The sequence below is a fragment of the Qipengyuania aquimaris genome (genome assembly GCF_009827445.1).
Taxonomy (GTDB): domain Bacteria; phylum Pseudomonadota; class Alphaproteobacteria; order Sphingomonadales; family Sphingomonadaceae; genus Qipengyuania; species Qipengyuania aquimaris.
Genome location: NZ_WTYI01000001.1, coordinates 2,386,900 through 2,409,859, shown reverse-complemented (window position 1 = coordinate 2,409,859; position 22,960 = coordinate 2,386,900). Strand labels below are relative to the sequence as shown.

22 protein-coding genes are annotated in these 22,960 nt (G+C 63.8%); 10 read left to right on the top strand and 12 right to left on the bottom strand.

The annotated features are described in order from the left end of the window. Nucleotides 1-2: 2 nt before the first annotated feature. Complete coding sequence (gene prfA, locus GRI34_RS11880) at nucleotides 3-1,070, bottom strand: peptide chain release factor 1 (RefSeq protein WP_160596103.1); 1,068 nt, start codon at nucleotides 1,068-1,070, stop codon at nucleotides 3-5. Further along, nucleotides 1,067-2,347: a histidine--tRNA ligase gene (gene hisS, locus GRI34_RS11875; RefSeq protein WP_234028212.1), complete on the bottom strand. Its 1,281-nt coding sequence runs from the start codon at nucleotides 2,345-2,347 to the stop codon at nucleotides 1,067-1,069. Before hisS ends, prfA begins: the two co-directional genes overlap by 4 nt. A gap of 114 nt (nucleotides 2,348-2,461) precedes the next feature. On the opposite strand from hisS, the gene ppa reads away from it, so the two are divergent. Next, the gene (gene ppa / locus GRI34_RS11870; RefSeq protein ID WP_090477388.1) at nucleotides 2,462-2,995 is read left to right on the top strand and encodes an inorganic diphosphatase; all 534 of its coding nucleotides are present in this window, start codon (nucleotides 2,462-2,464) and stop codon (nucleotides 2,993-2,995) included. Nucleotide 2,996: 1 nt separating this feature from the next. On the opposite strand, the gene GRI34_RS11865 is transcribed toward ppa, so the two are convergent. The 3 genes from GRI34_RS11865 to GRI34_RS11855 all read right to left on the bottom strand — a co-directional run bounded on the left by GRI34_RS11865 (nucleotide 2,997) and on the right by GRI34_RS11855 (nucleotide 6,167). Further along, a complete protein-coding gene (locus tag GRI34_RS11865; protein ID WP_160596102.1) occupies nucleotides 2,997-4,382 on the bottom strand; it encodes a mechanosensitive ion channel family protein in 1,386 nt (461 codons plus the stop codon). Next, on the bottom strand, nucleotides 4,382-5,728 hold the full coding sequence (locus GRI34_RS11860; RefSeq protein WP_160596101.1) for a TldD/PmbA family protein: 1,347 nt from the start codon (nucleotides 5,726-5,728) through the stop codon (nucleotides 4,382-4,384). The genes GRI34_RS11865 and GRI34_RS11860 overlap by 1 nt, the downstream gene beginning before the upstream one ends. A 64-nt stretch (nucleotides 5,729-5,792) precedes the next feature. Next, nucleotides 5,793-6,167 carry a hypothetical protein gene (locus GRI34_RS11855; RefSeq protein ID WP_160596100.1) on the bottom strand — a complete coding sequence of 125 codons (375 nt, stop codon included), beginning with the start codon at nucleotides 6,165-6,167 and terminating at the stop codon, nucleotides 5,793-5,795. A 230-nt stretch (nucleotides 6,168-6,397) separates the two neighbouring features. Here GRI34_RS11855 and lptB point away from each other — a divergent pair, with 230 nt between their 5' ends. From lptB to ctrA, 3 genes are all read left to right on the top strand, one after another. After that, the gene (lptB, locus tag GRI34_RS11850) at nucleotides 6,398-7,168 is read left to right on the top strand and encodes an LPS export ABC transporter ATP-binding protein (RefSeq protein WP_407692144.1); all 771 of its coding nucleotides are present in this window, start codon (nucleotides 6,398-6,400) and stop codon (nucleotides 7,166-7,168) included. Between the two features lie 26 nt (nucleotides 7,169-7,194). Further along, nucleotides 7,195-8,649, top strand: coding sequence for an RNA polymerase factor sigma-54 (rpoN, locus tag GRI34_RS11845; protein ID WP_160596099.1), 1,455 nt, complete (start codon nucleotides 7,195-7,197; stop codon nucleotides 8,647-8,649). A 139-nt stretch (nucleotides 8,650-8,788) separates the two neighbouring features. Further along, on the top strand, nucleotides 8,789-9,484 hold the full coding sequence (ctrA, locus tag GRI34_RS11840) for a response regulator transcription factor CtrA (RefSeq protein ID WP_160596098.1): 696 nt from the start codon (nucleotides 8,789-8,791) through the stop codon (nucleotides 9,482-9,484). Nucleotides 9,485-9,547: 63 nt separating this feature from the next. Here the strand turns inward: ctrA and GRI34_RS11835 are convergent, their stop codons facing one another. Then, complete coding sequence (locus GRI34_RS11835; protein WP_160596097.1) at nucleotides 9,548-10,387, bottom strand: glycosyltransferase family 2 protein; 840 nt, start codon at nucleotides 10,385-10,387, stop codon at nucleotides 9,548-9,550. A 151-nt stretch (nucleotides 10,388-10,538) separates the two neighbouring features. Between GRI34_RS11835 and trmB the strand changes: the two genes are divergently transcribed. Genes trmB through GRI34_RS11820 form a run of 3 tightly spaced genes read left to right on the top strand, consistent with a single transcriptional unit; the run spans nucleotide 10,539 to nucleotide 13,336 of the window. Then, entirely contained in the window at nucleotides 10,539-11,240 is a 702-nt protein-coding gene (gene trmB, locus GRI34_RS11830) for a tRNA (guanine(46)-N(7))-methyltransferase TrmB (protein WP_160596096.1), read from the top strand. A gap of 60 nt (nucleotides 11,241-11,300) precedes the next feature. Then, entirely contained in the window at nucleotides 11,301-12,674 is a 1,374-nt protein-coding gene (locus GRI34_RS11825; protein WP_160596095.1) for an NAD-dependent succinate-semialdehyde dehydrogenase, read from the top strand. A 5-nt stretch (nucleotides 12,675-12,679) separates the two neighbouring features. Next, nucleotides 12,680-13,336, top strand: coding sequence for an SDR family NAD(P)-dependent oxidoreductase (locus GRI34_RS11820; protein ID WP_160596094.1), 657 nt, complete (start codon nucleotides 12,680-12,682; stop codon nucleotides 13,334-13,336). A 3-nt stretch (nucleotides 13,337-13,339) separates the two neighbouring features. Here the strand turns inward: GRI34_RS11820 and GRI34_RS11815 are convergent, their stop codons facing one another. From GRI34_RS11815 to GRI34_RS11805, 3 genes are all read right to left on the bottom strand, one after another. After that, entirely contained in the window at nucleotides 13,340-13,948 is a 609-nt protein-coding gene (locus GRI34_RS11815) for an outer membrane protein (RefSeq protein WP_160596093.1), read from the bottom strand. 114 nt (nucleotides 13,949-14,062) lie between these two features. Further along, the gene (locus GRI34_RS11810) at nucleotides 14,063-15,199 is read right to left on the bottom strand and encodes an aminotransferase class V-fold PLP-dependent enzyme (protein WP_325065218.1); all 1,137 of its coding nucleotides are present in this window, start codon (nucleotides 15,197-15,199) and stop codon (nucleotides 14,063-14,065) included. A 4-nt stretch (nucleotides 15,200-15,203) separates the two neighbouring features. After that, complete coding sequence (locus tag GRI34_RS11805) at nucleotides 15,204-17,468, bottom strand: NADP-dependent malic enzyme (protein WP_160596092.1); 2,265 nt, start codon at nucleotides 17,466-17,468, stop codon at nucleotides 15,204-15,206. A 117-nt stretch (nucleotides 17,469-17,585) separates the two neighbouring features. Between GRI34_RS11805 and mutS the strand changes: the two genes are divergently transcribed. The 3 genes from mutS to GRI34_RS11790 are packed head-to-tail and all read left to right on the top strand — an operon-like array spanning nucleotide 17,586 to nucleotide 21,033. Continuing rightward, nucleotides 17,586-20,210 (top strand): DNA mismatch repair protein MutS, encoded by a 2,625-nt coding sequence (gene mutS / locus GRI34_RS11800; RefSeq protein WP_160596091.1) that lies wholly within the window; start codon nucleotides 17,586-17,588, stop codon nucleotides 20,208-20,210. Between the two features lie 26 nt (nucleotides 20,211-20,236). Then, the gene (locus GRI34_RS11795) at nucleotides 20,237-20,581 is read left to right on the top strand and encodes a hypothetical protein (RefSeq protein ID WP_160596090.1); all 345 of its coding nucleotides are present in this window, start codon (nucleotides 20,237-20,239) and stop codon (nucleotides 20,579-20,581) included. 41 nt (nucleotides 20,582-20,622) lie between these two features. After that, complete coding sequence (locus tag GRI34_RS11790) at nucleotides 20,623-21,033, top strand: YidH family protein (protein WP_160596089.1); 411 nt, start codon at nucleotides 20,623-20,625, stop codon at nucleotides 21,031-21,033. Here the strand turns inward: GRI34_RS11790 and GRI34_RS11785 are convergent. The 3 genes from GRI34_RS11785 to GRI34_RS11775 form a co-directional block, all read right to left on the bottom strand. Continuing rightward, nucleotides 21,030-21,374, bottom strand: a complete 345-nt coding sequence (locus GRI34_RS11785) for a hypothetical protein (protein ID WP_160596088.1) — start codon at nucleotides 21,372-21,374, stop codon at nucleotides 21,030-21,032. The genes GRI34_RS11790 and GRI34_RS11785 overlap by 4 nt on opposite strands. A 47-nt stretch (nucleotides 21,375-21,421) precedes the next feature. Continuing rightward, complete coding sequence (locus GRI34_RS11780) at nucleotides 21,422-22,294, bottom strand: 3-hydroxyacyl-CoA dehydrogenase NAD-binding domain-containing protein (protein ID WP_160596087.1); 873 nt, start codon at nucleotides 22,292-22,294, stop codon at nucleotides 21,422-21,424. A gap of 71 nt (nucleotides 22,295-22,365) precedes the next feature. Beyond that, nucleotides 22,366-22,944: a cob(I)yrinic acid a,c-diamide adenosyltransferase gene (locus GRI34_RS11775; protein WP_160596086.1), complete on the bottom strand. Its 579-nt coding sequence runs from the start codon at nucleotides 22,942-22,944 to the stop codon at nucleotides 22,366-22,368. Between the last annotated feature and the right edge of the window lie 16 nt (nucleotides 22,945-22,960).

Genomic DNA, 22,960 nt, shown 5'->3' with positions numbered 1-22,960 from the left:
GCTCAATCATTGAGGGCGGCGAGACGCTTGGCTTCGTCTTCCGCGATCAGCGCATCGATCAGTTCGCCTAGGCCCGGCCCGGCGATGATCTGCGGCAGCTTCTGCAAGGTCAGGCCGATGCGGTGATCGGTCACGCGGCCTTGCGGGAAGTTGTAAGTGCGGATGCGTTCGGACCGGTCTCCGCTGCCGACCATGGCCTTGCGCGCTTCCGCCTCGGCACCCTGCGTCGCCTCGCGCTGGGCATCGTAGAGGCGCGTGCGCAGGACCTGCAGCGCCTTTTCCTTGTTCTTGTGCTGGCTGCGCCCGTCCTGGCAAGTGACCACCGTTCCGGTCGGCAAGTGGGTGATACGGATGGCGCTGTCGGTGGTGTTGACGTGCTGGCCGCCCGCACCGCTGGCACGATAGGTGTCGATCTTGAGTTCGGTCGGGTCGATCTGCACATCGACCTCGTCGGGTTCGGGCAGCACCGCCACGGTGGCTGCCGATGTATGGATCCGCCCGCCGCTTTCGGTTTCGGGCACGCGCTGCACACGGTGGACCCCGCTTTCGAACTTCAGTTTCGCGAAGACGCCGGTACCGGTGACATTGGCGACGACTTCCTTGAAGCCGCCGACTTCGGACGCGCTGAGGCTGACCGGCTCGACCTTCCAGCCCTGCTCGGCCGCAAAGCGTTCGTACATCCGGTAGAGATCGCCAGCGAACAGCGCCGCCTCGTCGCCGCCCGTCCCGGCCCGGATTTCGAGCATGGCGGGCTTGTTGTCCGCACTGTCGCGCGGGAGCATGGCGATGGCGAGTTGCCGTTCGGCTTGCGGAAGGCGTTCGCGCAGTGCGGCGAGCTCTTCTTCGGCCATCGCTTTCATTTCCGGATCGGCGAGCATTTCCTCCAGCTCGCCGATCTCGGCCCTAGCCGCCTTCACTTCGGCCGCCACCTTGGCGACCGGCTCCAGCTCGGCATAGTCGCGGCTCGCCTGGACGAACTCGTCGCCCTCCAGCTGGCCCGACGCCATGCGCGCCTCGAGCTCGGCGAAGCGATTGGCGATCTGGTCAAGACGTTCGGCGGGAATAGTCATCCGTAGTGGTCGTCGTCAGGGAGTTCCCAAACGGCTGTGAAAGCAGCGTGTGCTTCAGCTTCCCGATCTATTTCAGGGTAAGTGCCCTGCCAATTTTGAAACGGTTTTCCGTCACGCACATCCATCGAAATAAGAATACCTGGCTCGGTCTTTCGAGCTTTATCGAACCGTTTTCTAGGGCTGCCACTTGCAAACAACTCGGCTTGAAAACCAAGACGTCTAAACATTGCAATCGCTTGAGCCGCTTCCGCTTCTCTATCGCGATGCTCGGCAGCGATGGCGATTTCCAATCGGTCCTGCGTCTTGTCACCGACCAGCATCGCCAGCCGCTCGATCCCCGCAGCCCAGCCCACCGCAGGCGTCGGTGTGCCACCCAGGCTTTCCATCAATCCGTCATAGCGACCGCCGCCGAGGATGGTGCTCTGGCTGCCGAGCTTGCCGGCGGCCTCGCTTCCCTCGTCGGGAATGAATTCGAAGGCTGTATGACGGTAATAGTCGAGCCCGCGCACGAGGCTTTCGGCGCGCTGCCATTTTACGCCCGCCGCATCGAGGCCGCTGGTGACGGCTTCGAAGAAAGCCTTCGCCTCTTCGGTCAGGAAATCGTCGATCTTGGGCGCATCGGCGACGAACTTCTGGTCGCGGCGGTCCTTGCTGTCGAGGATACGCAGCGGGTTCTTCTCCAGCCGCTCCTGTGAATCTTCGCTCAATTCGTCCTTCACGGCGCGGAAGTATTCGACCAGCGCAGCGCGCCAGGCTTCGCGGCTGTCGCCATCGCCCAGCGTGTTGAGGTGCAGCGTCACGCCCTCGATGCCCAGTTCCTTCAGCAGCTGGTCGGCCATGGCCAGCAGTTCCACGTCCGCCTGCGGTTCTGCCGCGCCGATGATCTCCGCATCGATCTGGTGGAACTGGCGATAGCGCCCCTTCTGCGGCCGCTCGTAACGGAACAGAGGCCCGTGCGTCGCGACCTTGAGCGGGGCGTGCTGCTGCCAACCGTTCGACAGGAAGGCGCGCGCGATCCCGGCGGTGAATTCCGGGCGCAGTGTCAGCGAATCGCCGCCGCGGTCCTCGAAAGAATACATTTCCTTCGACACCACATCGGTCGTCTCGCCGATGGCGCGGCTGAAAACCTCGGTCTTCTCGAAGACCGGCATTTCCACGCGGCGGAAGCGATAAAGCCTGCGCACGCGCTCGAAAGTCTCGACCACGAAGGCGAAGGCTTCTGCATCGGCGCCGAAAATGTCCTGCGTTCCGCGGATAGCTTGGGGTGTTTTTGCCATGGGAGGCGCGATTAGGACTATCGTCCCCCTTCCGCAATGCTTCGCAAGCCGCTATCGGCCCCGCGAAGTCTTTCTGGGGAGAGGGGCGAACAGAAAACCGGAAGAAGAGTATCCATGCGCATCGACATGATCCCCGTTGGCGACAATCCGCCCGAAAGCCTCAATGTCATCATCGAAGTGCCCACCGGCGGCGAACCGGTGAAGTACGAATTCGACAAGGAAAGTGGCGCGCTGTTCGTCGACCGCATCCTCCACACGCCGATGCGCTATCCGGCGAATTACGGCTTCGTCCCGCACACGCTCAGCCCCGATGGCGACCCGCTCGATGCGCTGGTCATCGCGCGCTCGCCCTTCATCGCCGGCTGCGTCGTGCGCGCGCGGCCGATCGGTGTCCTGAATCTCGAAGATGAGCATGGCGGCGATGAAAAGCTGATCTGCGTGCCGGTCGACACCACCTTCCCGTATTATTCGGATGTGGGCGAAACCAAGGACCTGCCGAGCATCATCTTCCAGCAGATCGAGCACTTCTTCACCCACTACAAGGATCTCGAAGCCGAAAAGTGGGTTCGTGTGGGCGCCTGGGGCGATGCCGCCGAAGCCCGCAAGATCGTGAAAGAAGCGATCGAACGCTACGAAGCGGACAAGTAAGTCATTCCACAGGCCGTGAGTGGTCGAGCAGGTCCTTGTCCTGCTCGCCGCCGGTCTGGCGCCGTTCTTCCTCGACCATCTCCACGATTTCGTCGACAGGCCGCACGTCCTCGTCGGCTTCCGTGACGGTGATCTGGGGCGCCTTCTGGCTTGCGGCTTCCTGTTCCTTCTCGCGCGTTCCTTCCGCGCGGTTCTCGAACGGCAGGGTGGCGGAGCGGGGATCGAAGCGCAGGCGATAGATCGGCTCGGGCAGTCCGAAGCCTGCTTCTTCCAGCGCTTCCTTGACCGCCGGGATGGCCTGGCTCTGCGCCTTCCACCAATCGGTCTCGTTCTGGTCGATCCAGCCGAGAAAACGGATCACCACGTTCGAATCGCCGACCTCGATAATGCGTGCCTCTGGCGCGGGTTCGGGCAGGATGAAATCGAGCCCTTCCAGCACTTCGCGGCCAAGCTTGCGGGCAGCGCGCGCATCGTCATCCGCATCGACGCCCAGCTCGAACTGAAAGCGGCGCTGTGGGTTGCGCGTGAAATTGGTGATGACCGCCTTGAACACCTGGCTGTTGGGAATGCGAAGGTGGTTGCCATCGAGCGTCATAAGGATGGTCGCGCGGCTGGTGAGGCGGATTACGCGCCCTTCCAAGTCGCCGATCAGGACCCAGTCATTGGCGCGGAAGGGTTGGCGCAGGCTCAGCATGAGCGAGGCGACGTAATTCTCGATCGTGTCGCGTAGCGCAAAACCGAGAGCGAGACCGATGAGGCCCGCCCCGCCGAGCACCGCACCAAGCAGGGCCGCCGCGCCGATCATGTCCAGCGCCACGACCAGCCCGCCGACGACGAAAACGAAGCGGATCGCGCTGGCAATAAGCTCCGCAAGGAAGCTGTTCGGCGCGATCCTGTGCCACAGCGCGCCGAGGCCTGCGATCAGATAGCCGACCAGAGCAATGCCCGCCCATACGGCAAGCGCCAGCCCGATGAGCGGCAGCATGGCGAGAAATTGAGACCAGCGATCGGCCAGCGCGTTCAGGCCTTCGCCCTGCGCCGCGATCGAGACGTCGCGCTCAAGGTCGTTCTCGACGGTGACGACGCCGCTTACGCGCCCCGCAATGGCCTCGGCGCGCGCGATGGCATCCTGGTCGGGCACAACTCCAGAAAGGGTCACGACGCCCGAGCTCACACCTACTTCCACCTGCCGGAAGGCAGGAAGCTCGGCGAAGATTCCCTCGATACGCTCCGCAATGCGTTCATCCGACCCTTCATCGACGGTGGCGTCGATTTCCTGCGCAGGCGCTTCGGGCGACGCTTCCTCGGCGGCCGGTTCTGGAGCGGACGGGAGGATCGCGAAGGCAGGCGTGGCGAATGCCAGTGAAAGGGCGGCGAGCCAGCGCATCAGTCGCCAGCCACCGTCATGCCGTCGACGCGGATTGTCGGAACGTTGATCGATTTGTGCATCTCGAGGTCGTTTGCAGGCGTCATGGCACGGAACATCTCCAGCAGATTTCCAGCGATTGTGATCTCCGCCACCGGTCCGGCGATCTCGCCATTGCGGATGCGGAAGCCGGTTGCGCCGCGGCTGTAATCGCCGGTGACCATATTGACCCCCTGCCCGAACAGGCCCGTGACATAGAGGCCGTCGGCAATATCGGCCATCAGTGCCTCCGGAGTTACATCGCCAGCCTCCAGATGGCCGTTACTGGCGCTGACGCCGGGCGAGCCGCCGCCCGAACGCGCCGCATGCCCCGTCAGTCCGAGGCCAAGCTGCCGGGCGGAGGCGACATTGCTCAGCCAGCCGAAAATCCGTCCGTTCTCAACCAAGGCGCGCGGTGTGCTGGCGACGCCTTCGCCGTCGAACGGGCGCGAGCGCATGCCCCGCACGCGCAAGGGATCTTCGACGATCCGGATGCTGCTGTCGAACAATTCATCGTCTTCGCGGCCGAGCAGGAAGCTCGCCTTGCGCGCGATTGCCGGTGCACCCATCGCGCCAATCAAATGGCCGAGCAGGCCACCCCCGATCCGCGGATCGAACACGACCGGCATCTTGCCGCTTGGCACCGACCCCGGCTTAACCTTGGCCACCGTCCGCTCGCCCGCCTTCGTGCCGATTTCTTCCGGCGTAAGCAGGTCAGCATAATGACGGGCGCTGCGCGAAGCATAGTCGGTCTGCATGTCACTGCCCTCGCCCGCGATGACGTTGGCGGACAGCGAAAATCCGGTTCCGGAGTAGCCGCGCGCGAAACCTTGCGATGTGACGAGTGCAACCACCGCCTGACCGGCGCTGGCCGATCCGCCATTGCTGTTGGTGACGCCTTCGACTGCCCGTGCCGCTTCTTCGGTGGCACGCGCAGCCTCGCGCAAGGCGGCAGGTTCGATGTGCGTGTCGTCGAACAGGTCGAGATCGGGCAGGTCGCCGGAAAACAGGTCATCCCGGCCCGCCAGCCCCGCATAGGGGTCTTCGGGTGCATGACGCGCCATTTCGACTGCCCGCTGGGCAAGTGCCTTCAGACCTTCAGGTGCAAAGTCGCTGGTGTGGATAGAGGCAGATCGCTTGCCAACGAAAATGCGCAGGCCGATCTCTTCGCTCTCGGTGCGCTCGACCTCTTCGAGTTCACCCAGGCGGACGGTCACGCTTTCCGAGGAATCCGCACGCGCCACGGCATCGGCCGCATCCGCTCCGAGGGAACGGGCCAGCGCCACGAGGTCGTCGCAGCGCGCCAGCGCAGTGTCGGTATCGATCATGTAGAAGTAACTCCGCTGAACCCAGTTGGGGTCCGGCTAGAGTGCGAGGGCTGCGCCTGCAAGCTCAGGCAAAGGCCAGCTTGAATGCCGCGGTTAGTAGGACGGGGAGGCCGATTGCCAGGGCCCACAGCATGATCTGGTCTCGACGGAAGGCGCCCTTTAGTTCGGGATCGGCTGCTTCGGCGTCGGACAGATTGACCCAGCGCTTCTCGAACCAGCGGCATGCCGGAATGATACCGGCGACCAGCACTACGAGCGCAAGATAGGGCAGGATGGAAGACACGCCCTGCTTCATCGCGTGGACGGTCATGAAAATCTGCAAGGCAGTGTAGACGATCAGCGCGTAGGCGACATTGTCGCTCATCGCCCGGCGCAGGTCCCGGTGGTGTCCCGTGTCGTGCGTCTCGGCTGCGGCTGCGTCGTCGATTGCCTTGCCCATCAGGCGTCTCCCCGTATTTTCTCTCCGACTCGCATTGTTTCAAAATTGCGAAACTCTGGCAAGCGGCTTCCGATATATTACCCGACCGTCTCGTCCGGGGCGTTTCATGGCGTCCCCATGACGTCCCCAAGTCGCCCATGCATAAATCCTGCCAGTTCGTCGATTCCCAAGCTGCGCGGGGTTTCCAGAGACGTCACGCATGCTATGGCCAGCCCATGGCAGATCTCACCATGAGCCCTGAGAACGATGCGGTACACGATGCCGCCCCGCCCATTCCGCAGGGCGGCCTCGAAGTCATTTCCATTGCGAAAAGCTATGACAAGCGCGCGGTCCTGACCGATATTTCGCTGTCGGTCGGCAAGGGCGAAGTGCTCGGCCTCCTGGGCCCCAACGGCGCGGGCAAGACGACGTGTTTCTATTCGATCATGGGCCTCGTTCGCCCGGATGCGGGCCGCATCCTGATGGACGGCGAAGACGTGACCAAGCTGCCGATGTATCGCCGGGCGATCCTGGGACTTGGCTACTTGCCGCAGGAAACCAGCATCTTTCGCGGGATGACGGTCGAGCAGAATATCAACTGCGTACTGGAAATGGTCGAACCGGACGCGGCGACACGAGAAGCGGAATTGGAGCGTCTGCTGGACGAATTCGGCCTCACCCGCCTGCGTTCCAGCCCAGCGATGGCGCTGTCGGGCGGTGAACGCCGCCGCGCGGAAATCGCCCGCGCCCTGGCGGCGAAGCCTTCGATCATGCTGCTCGACGAACCTTTTGCAGGTATCGACCCGCTCTCGATCAGCGACATCCGCGATCTCGTGAAGGACCTTAAGACCCGCGGCATCGGCGTGCTCATCACCGATCACAACGTGCGCGAGACGCTGGAAATCGTGGACCGCGCCTGCATCATCTATGGTGGACAGGTCCTTTTCGCCGGAACGCCCGAGGCACTGGTGGCCGACGAGAACGTCAAACGCCTCTACCTCGGCGAAAACTTCACGCTGTGATCGCGGCGCGCGCCCGGAGCTGACTTATGGCGCTCGGTCCGAGGCTAGACCTACGGCAGACGCAATCGCTGGTCATGACGCCGCAATTGCAGCAGGCGATCAAGCTGCTGACTCTGTCCAATCTGGAAATCGAAACCTTCGTCGCCGAAGCGCTGGACAGCAACCCGCTGCTCGAAATCGGGGAAACGCGGCGCGAGGCCGGAGAGGACGCCCCCGAGGCATCACCCGACGAACATGACAGCGCACCGGGTCCCGACGGCGAAGGCGCGCTCGACATTGCCCAGCACGCGCTGGATCCGGAGGCTGCGCCGGGCGACATGGGCGATTGGGGGCAGGCGGCCAGCGGCGGCGGTTCGGGCGAAGACATGCCCGACTTCGAAAATCGCACATCGGACGGGGTTACGCTGGCCGAGCACCTGATGGAACAGGTCGGCGCGCAGGCGCACGATGCGCGCGAGGCGCTGATCGCGACCCGCATCATCCACGAGCTGGACGACGCCGGTTATCTCCAGGCGGAACTCCGCCACCTGTCGGACGAACTGGGCGCGCCTCTCGCGGAAGTCGAGCGCGCACTGGAGCTGGTCCAGTCACTCGATCCCACCGGCGTCGGCGCGCGGTCGATCAGCGAATGCCTTGCCCTACAAGCCAAGGAGGCCGACCGCTACGATCCCTGCATGGCGCGGCTGATCGACAATCTCGACCTCCTGGCCAATGGCGATATTGCCCGGTTGAAGCGGTTGTGCGACGTCGATGATGAAGATTTCGCCGACATGCTGGCGGAACTCAAAGGATACGATCCCAAGCCGGGCTGCCAGTACGGCGGCGCGAGCGAGGCGGCGGTCGTACCCGACGTTCTGGTAACACCGAAAGGCAAGACCGGCTGGTCGATCCGCATCAACGAGGCGAGCCTGCCGCGCCTGGTGGTGAACCGCGAATATTACACGGAATTGGAATCGGGCGCGCGCGACAAGGCATCGCGCAAATGGCTCAACGAACAGCTGGGCGAAGCCGACTGGCTGATCCGCGCCTTGGACCAGCGGCAGAAGACCATCCTCAAGACCGCCAGCGAAATCGTTAAGCGGCAGGAGGGTTTCTTTCGCGAAGGCGTATCCGCAATGCGCCCGCTGACGCTGCGAGAGGTCGCGGAAGAAATCGAGATGCACGAAAGCACCGTCAGCCGCGTAACGAGCAACAAGTACCTCCACTGCCCGCGCGGCACGTTCGAGATGAAGTACTTTTTCTCCAGCGGCGTCGCGGCCGCCGACGGCGAAGGCGCCAGCAGCGAAGCGATCAAGGCGCGCATCAAGGCGCTGTGCGAAGGGGAGGACCCGAAGAAGGTCCTGTCCGACCAGAAGCTGGCCGACCTCCTCAACGAAGAGGGTTTCGACCTCGCCCGGCGCACCGTGGCGAAGTACCGCGAGGCCATCGGCATCGGCTCTTCCGCACAGCGCCGCCGCGAGAAGAAGCTGAAATCATTGTGAGTCCCATCTGCAACACTGAAAAATGTTAACCCTTTTTACTCCACGTTAACCTTTTCCGTTCAGACCTGCTGTGGTTAACAACGGGCAACACCTCTTTACAGGGGGTTACCGCAAACAGGGGCAAGGGGGGACCAGACCCATGCGTGTACTGCTGATCGAAGACGAGCCGACAACCGCCAAGGCTATCGAGCTCATGCTGACTACCGAAGGGTTCAACGTCTATTCGACCGATCTGGGCGAAGAGGGTTTGGATCTCGGCAAGCTGTATGATTACGATATCATCTTGCTCGACCTCAACCTGCCGGACATGCACGGCTACGACGTGCTCAAGAAGCTGCGCGTCGCCAAGGTGCAGACCCCGGTCCTGATCCTTTCGGGCATTGCCGAAATGGATAGCAAGATCCGCAGCTTCGGTTTCGGCGCCGACGATTACGTCACCAAGCCGTTCCATCGCGAAGAGCTGATCGCCCGCATCCACGCCGTTGTGCGTCGTTCGAAGGGCCACAGCCAGTCGATCATCCGCACCGGCAAGCTGGCCGTGAACCTCGATGCGAAGACCGTCGAAGTCGACGGCGCCCGCGTCCACCTCACCGGCAAGGAATACGCCATGCTGGAGCTGCTTTCGCTCCGCAAGGGCACCACGCTGACGAAGGAAATGTTCCTCAACCACCTTTACGGCGGCATGGACGAACCCGAACTCAAGATCATCGACGTCTTCATCTGCAAGCTGCGCAAGAAATTGAGCCATGCTTGCGGCGGAGACAACTACATCGAAACCGTCTGGGGCCGCGGCTATGTCCTGCGCGACCCGAACGAAGAGGCGGAAGCCGCCTGATCCGATCAACCGCTTGGACAGCGAGTGAAGGCCCGGCCCCCACAAGGGATGCCGGGCCTTCTGCTATCTGCGGGGCTTGTCCAGCAGGATACGGGCATAGGGCGAAAGACGATGGCCCAGCCGAGTGATCGGCGATGGGCTGTATCGCGCCACGAAGCGCCGCCAGTCCCGCCCATGGATTGCCCTCGCCTCGCGCCAGCGCGCGCGCACTCTCGCGAACCTGGACAAAGCGGGGTCGCGCGAACTTCCCGCGACAGGATTGGCATCGCAATAGCCGACCGGCTTGCCCGCAAGTATGCACGGGACGCCCGCAGCCCCGGCACGCAGGCCGTAGTCGAGGTCGCCGTAAATATGCTCGAACATCGGATCAAGCGAGCCGAGACGCTCGAAAGCCGCTGCCGAAACCAGCACCGCATTGCCACTGATCGTGTCGATCTTCTTCGGCGTGCCGTCGGGTATGGCCAGTCTCATTCGCAAAGGTCGACGACGGGGATCAGGCCTCAGATGTCCGCCATAAGTAACCTCACCCTCCGACCCGCGCGAAATCGTCGTGCCTGCGCAGATCACCGCGCCGTGCTGGTCCCGTGATCGTTCGGCATCCGCCAGAATCCCGTCCAGCGCACCCGGCAAAAGCTCGACATCGTCGTTGAGCCAGAAATACCAATCGTAATCCGTTTCGACCGCCCTGGCCTGCTCCCACGCCAGCCGCATCCCGCCGTTCCAGAACAGCGTGCCGTCGCCCTCGAGGACATGGGCTTGCGGCATCAGCGCGAGCACAGCCTTACCTGTGCCGTCCTGCGACCCGTCATCGACAAGGTAGAGATCCTCTTCGCGAAACCCCTGCTGGCGGGCCAGCGCGGTCAGGCACTGAAGTGTCGTCGCCCGCCGGTTATGGCAGGTCATGAGCACCGCAATGCGCAAGCCGCGCGTTTGATGGGAGGCAGTGTGGGCCATTTCGTTTCCACGCCTAGCCCTCGTTTCGCGCCCGCTACAAGCGGCAAGCCCTCGCCAGCCTCTGGACAAGTCGGCCGCAATCGGCTTAGCGCCGCGCCCCATGTCAGCATTCAAGGAAGGCGATCCGACCACGCTCAACCGGCTGTACGGCCGCAGCCAGGGCAAGCCCCTGCGCGCCGCCCAGCAGGAACTGGTCGAAAAGCTGCTGCCCCAGATCGCAGTGCCCACCGAAGGCCCCGTCACGGCCGAACGCCTGTTCGGTTTCGACCGCCCGCTGCATTTCGAGATCGGCTTCGGCGCGGGCGAGCATCTGGCCTATCGCGCCGACCTGCTGCCGGACCACGGGTTCATCGGGGCCGAGCCCTTCCTCAATGGCGTGGCGCAGGCGCTGACCCATATCCGCGACGGTGGCCTTGCCAATGTCCGCATCCAGCACGGCGATGCGCTGGAGGCCCTGGCACGGGTGCCCGATGGCGGCCTCACCATGCTTTACCTCCTCCATCCCGATCCCTGGCCCAAGAATAAGCACGCCAAGCGCCGAATGATGAACGACGGGCCGGTCCGCATGATCGCGGACAAGCTGAAGCCCGGCGGCGAATTCCGCTTCGGCACCGATCACCCGGTCTATTTGCGTCATGCGCTGATGGTCATGCGCCGCTTTACCGATGAATTCGAATGGCTTGTCGACGGACGCCAGAGTTGGGAAAACCGCCCCTCGGGCTGGTGCGAGACCCGTTACGAACACAAGGCGCGCAACACCTACGGCCACGAGGTCTGGTACTTCCGCTTCCGCCGCAAATAAGCGCGGAACGCATGGCAGGGCGCGGCGATTGAACGGGTATACGCCCAAAGGAGCGCCCGCTTGATTACCACGACCAATCCCGCCACCGGCGAAACCATCGCCACTTACGAAACGCTCGACGATAACGGCATCGACGCGAAGCTGGAGGCGGCGACGCGCACTTACCGCGAATGGCGCACCAGCCCGATCGAGCGGCGGGTGGAACTGCTTGCCGCCCTCGGCGACCTTTACGAAAGCAACAAGGAAGAGCTGGCCCGCCTCGCTGTCACCGAGATGGGCAAGCCGATCACGCAGGCGCGCGGCGAAGTAGAGAAGTGCGCCAGACTGTTCCACTATTTCGCCGAGGCCGGTCCGCCGATGCTGGAATCGGAATTCTGGGACCTGTCCGATGGCGGACGTGCCGAGGGGCGCTGGCTGCCGCAAGGCCCTGTGCTCGCGGTGATGCCGTGGAACTTCCCCTTCTGGCAGGTCGTGCGTTTCCTTGCCCCGACCATCCTTGCGGGCAATGTCGGCGTGCTGAAACACGCCAGTATCGTGCAAGGCGTGGCGCACCGAATGGAAAAGCTGGTCCTCGAGGCAGGCGGGCCGGAAGGCTTGTTCCAGAACCTGTGCGTCTCCTCCGACCCGATCGGCAACGTGATTGCCGACACCCGCATTGTCGCCGCCACACTGACCGGAAGCGAAGGCGCCGGCAGCGCGGTTGCGCAGCAGGCGGGCAAGCACCTGAAAAAGGTCGTGCTGGAACTGGGCGGCAGCGATCCCTTCATAGTCATGCCCTCGGCCGATCTCGACCAGGCGGTCGAGGACGCGGTCTTCGCGCGCATCCAAAACAACGGCCAGTCCTGTATCTGCGGCAAGCGCACCATCGTCCATGCCGACATCCACGATGCCTTCGCCGAAAAATTCATCGCCGCGCTCAAGGACGTGAAGCTCGGCGATCCGATGGATGACGATACCGAGCTCGGCCCGCTCTCGAGCGAGGGTCAGCGCGATACCGTGCTCGACCAGGTCGCCAAGGCGAAGGATGAAGGCTGCTCCCTCCTGTTCGGGGGCGAGAAGCTGGACCGCGACGGCGCATGGATGACCGCCGGATTGCTGACCGACGTCCCGCTCGCCAGCGAGACCGGGACCGACGAAATCTTCGGCCCTGTCGGCCAGATCTACAAGGCGAAGGACATTGAGGAGGCGATCACTATCGCCAACGCCATACCCTTCGGCCTCGGCTCGGCGGTCTGGACCAATGACGACGAGGAGCGCGAGATATTCGCCAACCACATCGAGGCGGGCATGACGACCTTCAACGCCGTCAATGGCTCCAAGATCGAAGCACCCTTCGGCGGCATCAAGAAATCGGGCTTCGGGCGCGAATTGTCGCACCACGGCCTGCATGAATTCATGAACCTGAAAACGCTGGTCTATCCGGCAAAAGGATAATCGAAATGAGCAAGACAATCCTCATCGTCGGCGCATCGCGCGGCATCGGCCTCGGCCTCGCCAAGGAATTCAAGAGCCGCGGCTGGGACGTCATCGCGACCGAACGCTCCACCAGCGACGAACTTCACAAGCTCGACGACGTGCGCATCGAGACGATGGACGTGACCAAGCCCGAAACCTTCGAAGGCTTCGATACCAAGGTCGATGCTGTGATCGTGAATGCCGGGATCACCGGCGCGAAACACCAGTCGGCCGTCGAAGCGACTGCGGACGAGGTGGCCGAAGTGATGATGACCAACGCCTTCGGCCCGGTGCATCTCGCCAAGACCGTGCTGCCGCACATTGCGGACGGCGGCACGCTCGCCTTCATGACCTCGCTCATGGGTTCGATAGAGGACAGCTCGGGCGGCTTCGAACTCTACCGCACCAGCAAGGCGGCGCTCAACATGCTGGCCAAGGGCGTTTCGGAGCAGGACGCGGGTCCGCGCGGCATTGCCACGCTCGCGCTGCATCCGGGCTGGGTCCAGACCGACATGGGCGGCCCCAATGCCAAGATCACCGTCGATGAAAGCGTGAAAGGCCTTGCCGATGTGGTCGAAGGGGCCGCGGGGAAGAGCGGCTTCCGCTATGTCGACTACACCGGCAAGGACCTGCCCTATTAAGGCTTAGAAGCGTACGCCGAGCCCGGCGACGACCTGGTCGGTCGTTGCATCGCCCTGATCGATATCGGCCAGGTTGTTGTAGTTGGAGCGGCGATATTCGACGCGTGCCTCGAACGGTCCGGGAAGCTGGACCTGCAGGCCGCCGCCGAAGCGGAAACCGTCGGCGTTTTCATCGAGATCGGACAGCGATCCGCTTTCGGTGAAGGCGGTGGTGTCGAGCGCGGTGTAGCCGGCCTTGCCGTAAGCGGTGATGCCCGGCGTCACGGCGAAACCGGCACGCGCGCCGATGTAATACTGGCCGTTCGTTTCCAGGCCCTCGCGCGCACCGCCGAAGCTGTCGGGGAAGCTGGTCGTGCCATCGCTGGTCGAAAGTTCGCCTTCAACGCCTACGAACGCGCTGCCGAGCGAAAGGTCGTAACCGGCAGTGATGCCGTAGACGGCATTGTCGGCGCTGGCCGTCGCGCTGCCGTCTTCGGCGTCCACGTCGAGGCCTTCATAGCCGCCGATCACGCCGATGTGCAGGCCGCCGGGAGCAGCGTTCTGCGCCTGCGCAACGGACGGGGCGGCGATCATGCCTGCGCCAAGCGCAGCCATTGCGAATATCTTCTTCATGGGAATTTCCTTGTTCTGCGAACCCTGTTGCTGCGCCCCCTGTCGCCGCGCGGCTTGCGCGCGCGTGAACCGCAGAGTCAGGATTGCAGATCGCTCGACGAACGGTGCTCGCAGCTAGCCGAGGACCTTGTGCAAGGTTGCCAGCAGCGCCTCTTCGTCGGCCTCGGTATTGTAGAGGTGCGGCGTCACTCTCAGCGACTGGCCGCGCGCGGAAACGAAGACCTTCGCTTCGCCCAGCTTTTCGGTGAGGCCGTCCGGCAGGCCGTCGGGAAATTCGAGGGATAGGAAATGCGGTGCACGTTTTCCGACAGGGGCGGAGGTAAGGCCCAGTTCCGCTGCCTTTTCGGCAAGGCGCGTGGTCTTGTAAGCCAAGGTTTCAGCAATCTGCCCGACGCTGTGATCCAAGAGGAAATCGAGCGCGGCGCCCGCCCCCATCATCGAGGGGGCGTTGGATTTCTCGCCCATGTCGAACCGCCGCGCTCCCGGCTGGTAGTCGCTCCGATAGTCGACGAGACGGGTAAAATCCTGCGATCCGGCGCGATTGATCCAGTTCTGCTCGATCGGCCGTGCGCCGTGATGCTTCGGATCGACGTAGAGAATGCCGATACCATAGGGCCCCATCAGCCATTTGTAGCAGGCCGCCACCGCGAAATCGGGCTTCACGGCATCGAAATCGACCGGCATCGCGCCCAGCGATTGCGTCAGGTCGAGGACCAGTGCTGCGCCGACATTGCGGCATTTTTCGCCCACGGTGACCAGGTCGACCACGCGCCCGTCAGCCCAGTGGCAATGCGGCAGGGCCACGATGGCGGTATCCGCGTCGATCGCGTCCAGCACGGCTGCGGTCCAGCAGGCCTCTGCCTCGCGCCGGACCGCTATCACTTCCCCGCCTTCGCGCTGGGCCAGTTCCTGCCAGGGATAGACGTTGGACGGGAACTGTTCGCCCAGCGTCACCACGCGCCGTCCCTCGCCCAAGGACAGGTTGGCCGCCGCGACCGCTAGCCCGTAACTTACCGAGGGAACCACGGCGAGATTGTCGGGCGATGTTCCTACCAGCCGCCCTGCCTTTTCGCGGAAGGTTTCGACCAGCGAGAAAAAATCCTGCGGGAAGAAAGTCCACGGCTGCTCCTTCAGCCGGGCACCCTCCACCATCGCCGCGCTGACCGCGTGCGACAGCGGCGCCATGTAGGCGCAGTTGAGATAGTGGACGTCCTCGGGAATCGAGAACAGGTGCCGCTGCGAAGCGATCACCGGATCAGCCCAGCACGCCCGCGCTCGCCAGCACCGCCAGCGTCAGGATATCGGGCGCGATGGCCGTCATGGGCGCGATCTGGACCGGCTTTTCCATGCCGATCATCATCGGGCCGACGGTCGTCTCCCCACCCAGTTCGCGCAGCAGCTTGGCCGAAAGGTTCGCCGATTGCAGGCCGGGCATGATGAGCACGTTGGCAGGACCCGACAGGCGGTTGAAGGGATAAAGCTCCATCACCTTGGGGTTGAGCGCGGCGTCGGGCGCCATCTCGCCTTCGTATTCGAAATTCACCGTATCGTCAGCATCGAGGATCGCCACCGCATCGCGGATATTGCCGAGCCACTGGCCCGAAGGATTGCCGAAGGTGGAATAGGACATGAAGCCGACGCGCGGCTCGTGGCCCATGCGGCGCGCAACCGCGGCGGTCTCGCGCGCGATATGCGCCAGCTGCTCTGCCGATGGGCGTTCGTTGATGGTGGTGTCGGCAAGGAAGGTCGTGTGGTTCTTGCCGATCATCATGTGAATGCCGAAGGGCACCGCGCCGGGCTTTTCATCCAGCACCCTGCCCACTTCGCGAGCGGTCTGGGCGAAGGTCCGGGTGAGGCCGGAAATCATTCCGTCACCGTGCCCCAGCGCCACCAGCAGGGCGGCGAAGACGTTGCGTTCCTGGTTGACCATGCGGGCGACGTCGCGCTGGGTATAGCCGCGGCGTTGCAGGCGCTTGTAGAGATAGTCCACCATGGCCGGGACCTTGTCCGACACCTTGGAATTCTCGATGATCCAGTCGTCGGGATCCTCCACCGCCAGCTCGACCAGCTTTTCGCGGACCTTGTCGGTCCGGCCCACGAGGATAGGCTCTCCGTAACCGAAATCGCGGAACTGGATCGCGGCGCGCAGGGCCACTTCCTCTTCCGCTTCGGCAAAGACCATGCGCTTGGGATTGGCCTTGGCAAGGTCGTAGATGTTGGTGAGCGCAGCCGTGGTCGGGTTGAGGCGCGCTTTCAGCTTGTGGCGGTATTCGTCCATGTCCTCGATCGGGGCCTGGGCGACGCCGGAATCCATCGCCGCCTGTGCCACTGCACTGGAGACGACTTCCATGAGGCGCGGATCGAAGGGGGCGGGAATGATGTATTCCTCGCCGAACTGGTGCGTCACGCCATAAGCGGCGGCGACTTCTTCCGGCACGCGTTCGCGGGCGAGTTCTGCAATCGCGTGCGCGGCTGCGACCTTCATTTCCTCGTTGATCGCGGTCGCCTGTACGTCGAGCGCGCCGCGGAAGATGAAGGGGAAGCCGAGGACATTATTGACCTGGTTGGGATAGTCGCTGCGTCCGGTGGCGATGATCGCATCGGGGCGGACCGCCTTGGCATCCTCGGGCATGATTTCCGGGACCGGGTTGGCCATGGCGAAGATGATCGGCTTGGGGGCCATCTTTTCCACCCATTCCGGCTTCAGCGCACCGGCGGCCGACAGGCCGAGGAAGATGTCCGCGCCGTCGAGAGCTTCTTCCAGGCTGGTTGCCGAAGTCGCGACCGCATGGGCGCTCTTCCACTGGTCGACGCCCTCGCGACCCGGAGTGATCGGGCCGGACCGATCGCATACGATCACGTTTTCGTGCGGGATGCCGATGGCCTTGATGAGCGCGGTGCAGGCGAGCGCGGAGGCGCCTGCGCCATTGACCACCATCTTGCAGTCCTTCAGCTCGCGTCCGCTCAAATGGCAGGCGTTGATGAGGCCAGCGGCCGCGATGATTGCGGTGCCGTGCTGGTCGTCGTGCATGACGGGGATGTTCATCCGTTCGCGCAGGGCCTGCTCGATGATGAAGCATTCCGGCGCGGCGATGTCTTCAAGATTGATGCCGCCGAACGTCGGCTCCATCAGCGCGACCGCCTCGATGAACTTGTCGGGGTCTTCCGTGTCGAGTTCGATGTCGATCGAATCCACGTCGGCAAAGCGTTTGAACAGGACCGCCTTGCCTTCCATCACCGGCTTGGACGCAAGCGCGCCTAGATTGCCGAGGCCGAGGATGGCCGTGCCGTTGGAAATCACAGCGACGAGGTTGGAACGCGCGGTATACTTCGCCGCATCCTGCGGGTTTGCCGCGATCGCTTCGACCGGAGCGGCCACGCCCGGCGAATAGGCCAGGCTGAGATCGCGCTGGCTGGCCATGGGCTTCGACGCAATGATCTCGATCTTACCGGGACGGATCGTCTCGTGATAGAACAGCGCCTCGCGCGTGGTGAATGCGGTCGGTTTTTCGTCGGCCATGAATGTCCCTGTGTCGGTTATTGCCCTCGCCCTAAGGGCATTTGGTCACAAGTCATAGGGGGAAAGACGCTTTGCACCGCTTCCCGAATCGCGCGCCGCCCCGCTACGGCGTAGGGGATGTCCGGCAAACCCACCCCGATGATGGAACAATACCTCGCGCTCAAACGCGAAGCGGGCGACGCGCTCTTGTTCTATCGCATGGGCGATTTCTTCGAGCTGTTCTTCGACGATGCCCGGATCGCGGCAGGCGTCCTCGACATCGCGCTGACCAGCCGCGGCGAACATGGCGGGGAGCCGGTGCCGATGTGCGGTGTGCCGGTCCATGCGGCGGAAGGCTACCTTGCACGCCTGATCAAGGGCGGGTGCCGGGTCGCCATTGCAGAGCAGACGGAAACCCCCGACGAGGCGAAGGAACGCGCTAAGCGCGAAGGCAAGCCAGTGTCAAAGACGCTGGTCGCGCGCGACATCGTGCGGTTCGTCACTGCCGGCACGCTGACCGAAGAGGCGCTGCTGGAACCGCGGCGCGCGAACCTGCTGGTCGCGATCGCCCCGGTGCGCGACGCAGTCGGGCTCGCTTCCTGCGACATTTCGACCGGCCGCATGGAACTGGAAGAATGCGCGCCCGACAGGCTCGATGCAGCCCTTGCGCGACTCGGGGCGAGCGAAATTGTCGCTCCGGACGACTGGCACGGCGACACCGACGAGGTGATCGCCCGGCCCCGCGCAGACTTCCGCAGCGAAGACGGCGAGGCTCGCCTCAAGCAAATCCACGGCGTCGCGACGCTGGACGGCCTCGGCACCTTCACGCGACCCATGCTGGCGGCAGCCGGTGGGTTGATCGCCTATCTCGACCATGCCGGGCGCGGCCAGCTGCCGTTCCTGCTGCCGCCGGTCGCGCGCGGATCGGGCGCGCACATGGCGATGGATGCGGCGACGCGGACCAGCCTCGAAATTCTCGCCGCGCAGAATGGCGGGCGCGACGGCAGCCTCATCGCCTGTATCGATCGCTGCGCCACCGGAGCAGGCGCGCGGCAACTGGCCGAAGACCTGTCCGCACCGCTGGCCGATCTCGGCGCGGTCGAGGAGCGGCTCGCCGCCGTCCATCACTTCCACGCCGACCCGCTGCTGCGGGCGGACCTGCGCGCAATCCTGCGGCAGGCACCCGACATAGGGCGCGCGCTGGGCCGCATCGTCGCCGGTCGCGGCAGCCCGCGCGATCTCGGCCAGATCCGCGACGGCCTGTCCGAGGCGCGCCGCGTGCGCGACATGCTTTCGCAAAGCGCGGACCTGCCCCCGCTGTTCGACCGGATGCTCGGCGCGCTCGGCGGACATGGCGCGCTGGTCGACCATTTTTCGCGCGCGCTTGTCGCGTCCCCGCCGACGGAACGAAGCCAGGGCGGTTTTATCGCCGAAGGGTACGACCACGCGCTCGATGCGCTGCGCGAAACCAGCGGCAATGCCCGGCGCGCGATTGCAGCGCTGGAAGCGAAGTACCGCGAAGAGACCGAGACCGCCTCGCTCAAGATCAAGCACAACAAGGTGCTCGGCTATTTCATCGAAGTGCCCGCAAAGCACGGCGACAAGCTGATGGCGCCCGACAGCGGCTTTGCGCATCGCCAGACGATGGCCGGCGCGGTCCGTTTCAACTCGGTCGGCCTGCACGAGGAAGCTAGCCGCATCGCGGAAGCTGGCGCCCACGCAATCGCCGCCGAAGAATCGCATTTCGAACAGCTGGTGGGCGAAGTGTGCACCGACCGCGAAGCCATCGCCGCGACCGCTGCGGCGCTCGCTCGGATCGACGTGTCCGCCGCGCTGGCCGAACGCGCCGTCGAAGGCGATTGGTCGCGGCCCGAAATGCTGGACGAGCCCTGCCTCGAAGTGACCGGCGGGCGGCATCCGGTAGTGGAGCAGGCGCTGGCGAAGGCAGGCGAACGCTTCGTCGCCAATGACTGCTCGCTGGGGCCGGACGACCGATTATGGCTGATCGGTGGCCCGAACATGGGCGGTAAATCGACCTTCCTGCGGCAGAACGCACTTATCATGTTGCTGGCACAGGCGGGCAGTTTCGTCCCCGCGACTTCTGCAAAGATCGGCCTTGCCGACAGGCTGTTCAGCCGCGTCGGCGCGAGCGACAACTTGGCGCGCGGTCGTTCCACCTTCATGGTCGAAATGGTCGAGACCGCTGCGATCCTTTCCCAAGCGACGGATCGAAGCTTCGTCATCCTCGACGAGGTCGGGCGCGGCACGTCGACCTACGACGGGATGGCTCTGGCATGGGCGGTGGTCGAGGCAGTGCACGAACATCTCGCCTGCCGCTGCCTTTTCGCAACGCACTATCACGAGCTTTCGCGCCTCGCCGATACCTGCGACGCACTCAGCCTTCATCACGTTCGCGCGCGCGAATGGAAGGGCGACCTCGTCCTGCTCCACGAACTCGCAAAGGGCGCGGCGGATCGCAGCTACGGCCTGTCCGTCGCGAAACTGGCGGGCGTCCCCGCCCCCGTCATCAAGCGGGCAAAGACCGTGCTCGACAAGCTGGAAAAGGGCCGCGCAGAAACGGGCGGACTTGCCGCAGGGCTTGGCGACCTGCCCCTGTTTGCGGCGAGCGTGGAAGCGGCCGAAGAGCAGGACGATGGCCTCGGCGCACTGATCGATGCCATCGACGTCGACGCGCTCAGCCCGCGCGAAGCCCTTGAAAAACTGTACGAATTGAAGGCAAAAGCGGCGGAAAGAAAGGTTTAACCGGGGCAGCGCTATAGTTGCTGCCCATGGAAACCAGCGTCTTTACCAAACAGCGCAAAAAGCTCGTCATGATCGGGCTGTTCCTGCTGTCCGTCGTATTGATGGTCGGGCGGGAAGACGATCCAGGCATGCTCCAGCAAATTGCAGAACAGACCAATGACCAGGCGCAACCGCCGGCGGCCGCCCAGACATCTGCACCGACGCAGCAGCGAGCTTCGGCCCCGCGTCCGCAAGTTCGCCAGGATCCTGCGCTCGACGATTGGTATGCTCAGGCGGGAACGCTGAATGCGCCGATGGAGCCGTCGCCGCAAGACAACAGCTGGTTGATCAACGACACCGAACCGCTGGTATCGACCGAACCCGTCGGCTGAGGCTCCGGGGAACCTGCGCCGTCCCCATTCGCTAATCTTGAATGGCACAGGACGATCCCCCCAAAGGCACCGACAAGAGCACCGAGTGGGCGGAGTTCCGCACGGACCTTGCCGAAGACCGCAACATCATGGCGATGGAACGGACTTTTGCGGGGTGGATGCGCACTGCATTCGCAGCGATTGGAATCGGGCTGGGTTTCCGCGCCGTGTTCGGGGAATTCCAGCCGCCCTGGCTAGCCAAGGCTATCGCGACGATGTTCATCGTGGGCGGCGCGTGGCTCGCCGTCACGGCGGAACGGCGCGCATGCAAAACGCTCGCACGGCTCGATCCGCACGAGTTTGAGGCGATCAGCACGCCAAATTTCAAGGTAATGGCCTATGCCGTCGCCACAGGCTCCGCGATATTGGTCGCGGGCCTGTGGATTCTCAATGACGGCGATCTGACGGGTTAGCTGCCGTCGCCCTGCAGCCCGTCGGGGTTGTGACCCTTGCCGTATTTATCGACATTGTCGTCGTGGTTCGGCTCCCCGCGATAGGCGTCCATGTCGATCCGGCCCGAGCTTTCCATGTCGCGCATGTGATCGATGGTGTCCTGCGTGGAATCACCCATCAGGCCCGACTTGTTGTCGTCTTTTGCGCTTTCGGTCGGCGAGGTGGTTTGCGTGGTCACCTGGCGCGCCTGTTCTGCCACTTCCTGGGCCTGGCTGCGGTGATCGTCCTGTTCGTCGTTATGCGTTTCGGGCGCGAGGTCCGACTGGCGCATTTCCTGGCTCTCCGGCTTGGTATCGGTCATGCAAATTCTCCTTTGCACAACCAACGGGCGGCGAGGCTGGGAAGTTCCTAGCGCGTGGGGACCGGGGCCTCGCCCGAATAGTCGTAGAAGCCGCGACCGGTCTTGCGGCCGAGCCAGCCTGCTTCGACATATTTCACCAGCAGCGGGGCAGGACGATACTTGCTGTCGCGCGTGGTGCGATAAAGTACCATCAGGATGTCGAGACAGGTGTCGAGACCGACGAAATCGGCCAGCTGCAGCGGACCCATCGGGTGGTTCAAACCGAGACGGCAGCCCTTGTCGATGTCCTCGATACCCGCAGTCGACTGGCCGAGAACAAAGATCGCTTCATTGATCATCGGCAAGAGGATGCGGTTGACGACGAAACCCGGTTCGTCCTGGCTGAGCACCACTTCCTTGCCCAGCGCTTCGGCGAAGCTGCGGGTGCGCGCGGTGGTTTCTTCGCTCGTGGCGAGGCCGGGGATGACTTCGATCAGGCCCATGACGGGGACGGGATTGAAGAAATGCAGGCCGATGAAACGCGCCGGATCGGGTGAGTAGTTCGCCATGCGCGTGATCGGGATCGAGCTGGTGTTCGACGCCATGATCGCGTCCGCGCGCAGTTTCTGGCCCGCTTTTTCGAAGATCGCCTGCTTGATCTCTTCCTTCTCGGTCGCGGCCTCGATGATCATCTCGGCTTCGTCCATGCGCGCATAGTCGCCGACCGGCGTAATGCGGCTCATGGTCGCTTCGGCATCCGCGATTTCGATCTTGCCGCGCCCGACCAGCTTGCCGAGAGCCTTGTCGATCTTGCCGACGGCAGCCTCTGCCACGTCCAGGTTCACGTCGGCGAGCAGCACCTGCATACCGTGCTGCGCAATGGTCTGCGCAATGCCCGAGCCCATCTGGCCCGCACCGATGATGGCGATCGTCTTGCTCACGTGATTTTCCCTTCGCAGATGCAGCAAAGGCGATGCACTAGCGAGAAGGAACGCCGCTGGCTAGCGCGGCTTCAGCGATTTGCGCCGGGAACCCACTTCACATCGTCCGCGCCGTTGGAATTGGCCACGCGGGCAAGCACAAAGAGATAGTCGGAGAGCCGGTTGATATAGGCCAGCGCCTGCGGATTGACGGGTTCATTGGAGGACAGTTCGACGCAGGCGCGCTCTGCCCGGCGCACCGCCGCACGTGCCACGTGAAGGCGCGAAGCAGCCTCGCTTCCGCCCGGCAGGATGAAACTGGTCAGCGGCTCGAGATGCTCGTTCGCCGCGTCGATCGCATCTTCCAGCCACGCCACTTGCGCCGCGACGATCCGCAGGACCATTTCGGACGGCGCAAAGTCGTCACCGTCGTCGGCAGGCGTCGCAAGGTCGGCGCCGAGATCGAACATGTCGTTCTGGATGCGAAACAGGGCCTGTGCGTGCTCGCTATCGGTCAATGCGATGGCGGCATGGCCGAGCGCGCTGTTCGCTTCGTCCACCACCCCGATCGCATCCATGCGCGGAGCGTGCTTCGCCACACGTGAACCGTCGACGAGGCCGGTAGAACCGTCATCGCCGGTCCGCGTGTAGATCTTGTTGAGCTTGACCACCCCTGAGCCCGCCTGG

Coding starts and splice junctions, on each gene's coding strand:
- GRI34_RS11860 (WP_160596101.1), bottom strand. CDS start 5,728: ATGATCGATACCGACACTGCGCTGGCGCGCTGCGACGACCTCGTGGCG.
- GRI34_RS11815 (WP_160596093.1), bottom strand. CDS start 13,948: ATGAAGAAGATATTCGCAATGGCTGCGCTTGGCGCAGGCATGATCGCC.
- GRI34_RS11805 (WP_160596092.1), bottom strand. CDS start 17,468: ATGGCCGACGAAAAACCGACCGCATTCACCACGCGCGAGGCGCTGTTC.
- GRI34_RS11785 (WP_160596088.1), bottom strand. CDS start 21,374: ATGACCGATACCAAGCCGGAGAGCCAGGAAATGCGCCAGTCGGACCTC.
- prfA (WP_160596103.1), bottom strand. CDS start 1,070: ATGACTATTCCCGCCGAACGTCTTGACCAGATCGCCAATCGCTTCGCC.
- GRI34_RS11795 (WP_160596090.1), top strand. CDS start 20,237: ATGGAAACCAGCGTCTTTACCAAACAGCGCAAAAAGCTCGTCATGATC.
- trmB (WP_160596096.1), top strand. CDS start 10,539: ATGTCAGCATTCAAGGAAGGCGATCCGACCACGCTCAACCGGCTGTAC.
- GRI34_RS11855 (WP_160596100.1), bottom strand. CDS start 6,167: ATGGGCAAGGCAATCGACGACGCAGCCGCAGCCGAGACGCACGACACG.
- GRI34_RS11835 (WP_160596097.1), bottom strand. CDS start 10,387: ATGACCTGCCATAACCGGCGGGCGACGACACTTCAGTGCCTGACCGCG.
- hisS (WP_234028212.1), bottom strand. CDS start 2,347: ATGGCAAAAACACCCCAAGCTATCCGCGGAACGCAGGACATTTTCGGC.
- GRI34_RS11865 (WP_160596102.1), bottom strand. CDS start 4,382: ATGCGCTGGCTCGCCGCCCTTTCACTGGCATTCGCCACGCCTGCCTTC.
- GRI34_RS11790 (WP_160596089.1), top strand. CDS start 20,623: ATGGCACAGGACGATCCCCCCAAAGGCACCGACAAGAGCACCGAGTGG.
- lptB (WP_407692144.1), top strand. CDS start 6,398: ATGAGCCCTGAGAACGATGCGGTACACGATGCCGCCCCGCCCATTCCG.
- rpoN (WP_160596099.1), top strand. CDS start 7,195: ATGGCGCTCGGTCCGAGGCTAGACCTACGGCAGACGCAATCGCTGGTC.
- ppa (WP_090477388.1), top strand. CDS start 2,462: ATGCGCATCGACATGATCCCCGTTGGCGACAATCCGCCCGAAAGCCTC.
- GRI34_RS11820 (WP_160596094.1), top strand. CDS start 12,680: ATGAGCAAGACAATCCTCATCGTCGGCGCATCGCGCGGCATCGGCCTC.
- ctrA (WP_160596098.1), top strand. CDS start 8,789: ATGCGTGTACTGCTGATCGAAGACGAGCCGACAACCGCCAAGGCTATC.
- mutS (WP_160596091.1), top strand. CDS start 17,586: ATGTCCGGCAAACCCACCCCGATGATGGAACAATACCTCGCGCTCAAA.